Origin of the sequence: Phenylobacterium sp. (assembly GCF_044372605.1) — a bacterium.
Classification (GTDB): domain Bacteria; phylum Pseudomonadota; class Alphaproteobacteria; order Caulobacterales; family Caulobacteraceae; genus Phenylobacterium.
Genome location: NZ_JBILRO010000332.1, coordinates 1 through 2,814, shown reverse-complemented (window position 1 = coordinate 2,814; position 2,814 = coordinate 1). Strand labels below are relative to the sequence as shown.

General features: G+C 66.2%; 2 protein-coding genes and 1 pseudogene. 2 read left to right on the top strand and 1 reads right to left on the bottom strand.

Annotated features, from left to right (window positions below):
* Nucleotides 1-277 precede the first annotated feature (277 nt).
* Together ACIQ42_RS17770 and ACIQ42_RS17765 are read left to right on the top strand one after the other, a co-directional pair.
* A complete protein-coding gene (locus ACIQ42_RS17770; RefSeq protein WP_397423558.1) occupies nt 278-1,231 on the top strand; it encodes an IS110 family transposase in 954 nt (317 codons plus the stop codon).
* Between the two features lie 253 nt (nt 1,232-1,484).
* A complete protein-coding gene (locus ACIQ42_RS17765) occupies nt 1,485-2,270 on the top strand; it encodes a 3-hydroxybutyrate dehydrogenase (protein ID WP_397423557.1) in 786 nt (261 codons plus the stop codon).
* Between the two features lie 3 nt (nt 2,271-2,273).
* On the opposite strand, the pseudogene ACIQ42_RS17760 reads toward ACIQ42_RS17765, so the two are convergent.
* Nucleotides 2,274-2,814 (bottom strand): annotated as a pseudogene (locus ACIQ42_RS17760) (saccharopine dehydrogenase); the annotation flags it as partial.

Below are 2,814 nucleotides of genomic sequence, written 5' to 3'. Positions count from 1 at the left end.
CGCATCGCCAGACCCGTTCCATCGCCGAGGTCCATGATCGAGAGCCATTGGCGCTGGGGGCGATAGCGGCGCATGCCCCCTTGTCTGTCGGAAGTATGCCAGATTGGGGATGTCTTCCGGGACGCCTGCCCGGTGCGACAACACCAGGCAGGCAATCGGTGGAAGGGTCGAAGCCCCCTGAGCCCTTGCGGACTGTGGTGGAGCGGGACCGCCGCCGATGTTTCATGACCCGGATGGTTGCAGGGACGATGGGGTCCGAAGCCACAAAGTTGGGTCGATGGAACAGACGAAGACTAACACGAAGATCGCCGGTGTCGATGTGGGCAAGGCGCACCTGGATGCGGCGGTCCACGGGATGGAAGACCTGACGCGGGTGGGTAATGCGCCCGCCGGTTTCAGCGAGCTGATCGCCTGGCTGAAGGCCCGCGAGGTGGGCCGGGTCGGCCTGGAGGCCACGGGCGGCTACGAGCGGGCCGCGCGCCTGGCGCTGGAGGCGGCGGGCTTTGAGGTGGTGGTGCATCAGCCGCTGGAGGTGCGTCTCTTTGCCCGGCTGAAGCGGCGGATGGCCAAGAATGACCGGCTGGACGCGGCCGTCATTGCAGCGGCGACCGCCCAGATCGACACGGTGCGCGCCGCGCTGGATCCCCGGCTGACGGAGCTGGCCGAGCGGCTGACCGCCTATGAGCAGATCACCGACATGATCGCTCAGTTGAAGAACGGTCTGGAACATGTCGTCCTTAAGGACCTGATCAAGGACCTCCACGCCCAGCTGGCTTCCTTGATCCGGTTGAAGGCCCGGCTGATCCGGCAGGTGCTGAACGTCATCAAGGCCCATGCCGATCTGCTGGGCCGTTTCCGGCTGCTGCTCTCGCTGCCAGGCGTTGGGCCGGTGGTAGCCGCCACCCTCGTGGTGCGCATGCCCGAACTGGGCGCGATGCGCAAAGGCCAGGCCGCCGCCCTGATCGGCGTGGCGCCCCATGACCGCGACAGCGGCCAGTGGAAGGGTCAGCGCTTCATCTCCGGCGGACGCGACCGACCACGCCGTATGCTCTACCTCGCAGCCCTCAGCGCCAAGCGCTGCGACGCCGGCTTCAAACGCTTCGCCGACGGCCTCACTCAACGCGGAAAGCCAACGAAGGTCGCCATAGTCGCCGTCATGCGAAAGCTCATCGAGGCCGCTAACCTCGTCCTCTCCCGCAGCCAGCCCTGGGTCAAACATGCCACCACCTGAACATGGTTGCTCCACCACTTCGTGGTTCCCCTCCCCCGTAAACGGGGGAGGTTGGCGTGGTGCACGCCGGCCGCGACGGCGTAGCCAGTTTCAAGGCGCTGGGATTGATGTGAGCAGAAGAGAAGAACCTCCCCCATTCATGGGGGAGGTTGGCGAGCCAATCGCGGCCGGTATCATCATTCGGGCGGTGGCCGTTCAGGCCCGGATAGGTCATGACATCGCCCATGCCCTTCCAGACGCCCCGGAGCTCTGAATGACCCTCGCAAACAAGACCGCCCTGATCACCGGATCCACCAGCGGGATCGGCCTGGCCATCGCCCGCGCCATGGCCCGGGAAGGCGCCAATGTGGTTCTCAACGGGTTTGGCGACCCCGCCGCCATCGAGGCCGAGCGGGCCGGTATCGAAGCCGAATTCGGGGTCAAGGCCAGCTATGACGGCGCGGACATGACCGATGGCGCAGCCATTGCCGCCATGATCGCGGCGGCCGAGGCAAGGTTTGGCGGAGTGGACATCCTGATCAACAATGCCGGGATCCAGCACGTGGCGCCCGTCGATGAGTTCCCGGTCGACAAGTGGAACCAGATTCTGGCGATCAATCTGTCGTCGGCCTTCCACGCCATGCGCGCGGCGATCCCGGGGATGAAGGCGCGCCAGTGGGGCCGGATCATCTCCACCGCCTCGGCCCACAGCCTCGTCGCCTCGCCCTTCAAGTCGGCCTATGTGGCGGCGAAGCACGGTCTGGTCGGTCTCACCAAGACGGCAGCGCTCGAAGTGGCGGCCTCGAAGATCACCGTCAACTGCATCAGCCCCGGCTACGTCTGGACGCCGCTGGTGGAGAAGCAGATCCCTGACACCATGGCCGCCCGCGGCATGACCAAAGAGCAGGTCATCAACGACGTCCTGCTGGCCGCCCAACCCACCAAGCAGTTCGTGACTTCGGATCAGGTGGCGGCCATGGCCGTCTTCCTGTGCTCGGACGCCGCCAGCCAGATCACCGGCGCGAACCTGTCGATGGACGGTGGATGGACGGCGGCCTGAGGTTCAGCTCTCAACAACGAAGCTGAGGCCCGCGTGGGCCTGCAGTCGGTCCACCAGCCGCCCCTGCAGCGCCGCGCCCGGGGTCCAGACACCGCCGGCGACGTCGGGCGCTCGCACGAGGCAGATCGCTGCCTCGGCCAGCATCTTGGACGTGGACCCATATCCCGGGTCCATGTCGCCCTTTACCGATACCCGCACCTGACGGCCGTCGGCGGCGATGCCCACGAACAGGATGTCGTAGAAACCTGCCTCTCGTTCGGCCTTGGTCGGGCCGTCGCCCGGCTTGGGCACGCCGCCCGGCAACGAGGCCATGTCGGTGAAGCCCGGCCCGCCCGACTCCGGCGAACTCATCACCATTTCGTCGTAGACGAAGTCCTGGCCATAGGCGTGACCCATCAGCAAATTCGAGCGGTGCACGTTCTTGGAATTGATCACCGCCATCATGAACGGCGCGACCGGTCCGACGTCGGGATCTTCTCCGGCTTCCTGACCGGTGGGCTGGGCGGGGCCCTGAAAGCCCGGCGTCAGTCCGAAGGGGCTCATC

What these genes read in the sequence shown, in the direction of transcription:
- ACIQ42_RS17770 (WP_397423558.1), top strand. Translation starts at nt 278, where the DNA reads ATGGAACAGACGAAGACTAACACGAAGATCGCCGGTGTCGATGTGGGC.
- ACIQ42_RS17765 (WP_397423557.1), top strand. Translation starts at nt 1,485, where the DNA reads ATGACCCTCGCAAACAAGACCGCCCTGATCACCGGATCCACCAGCGGG.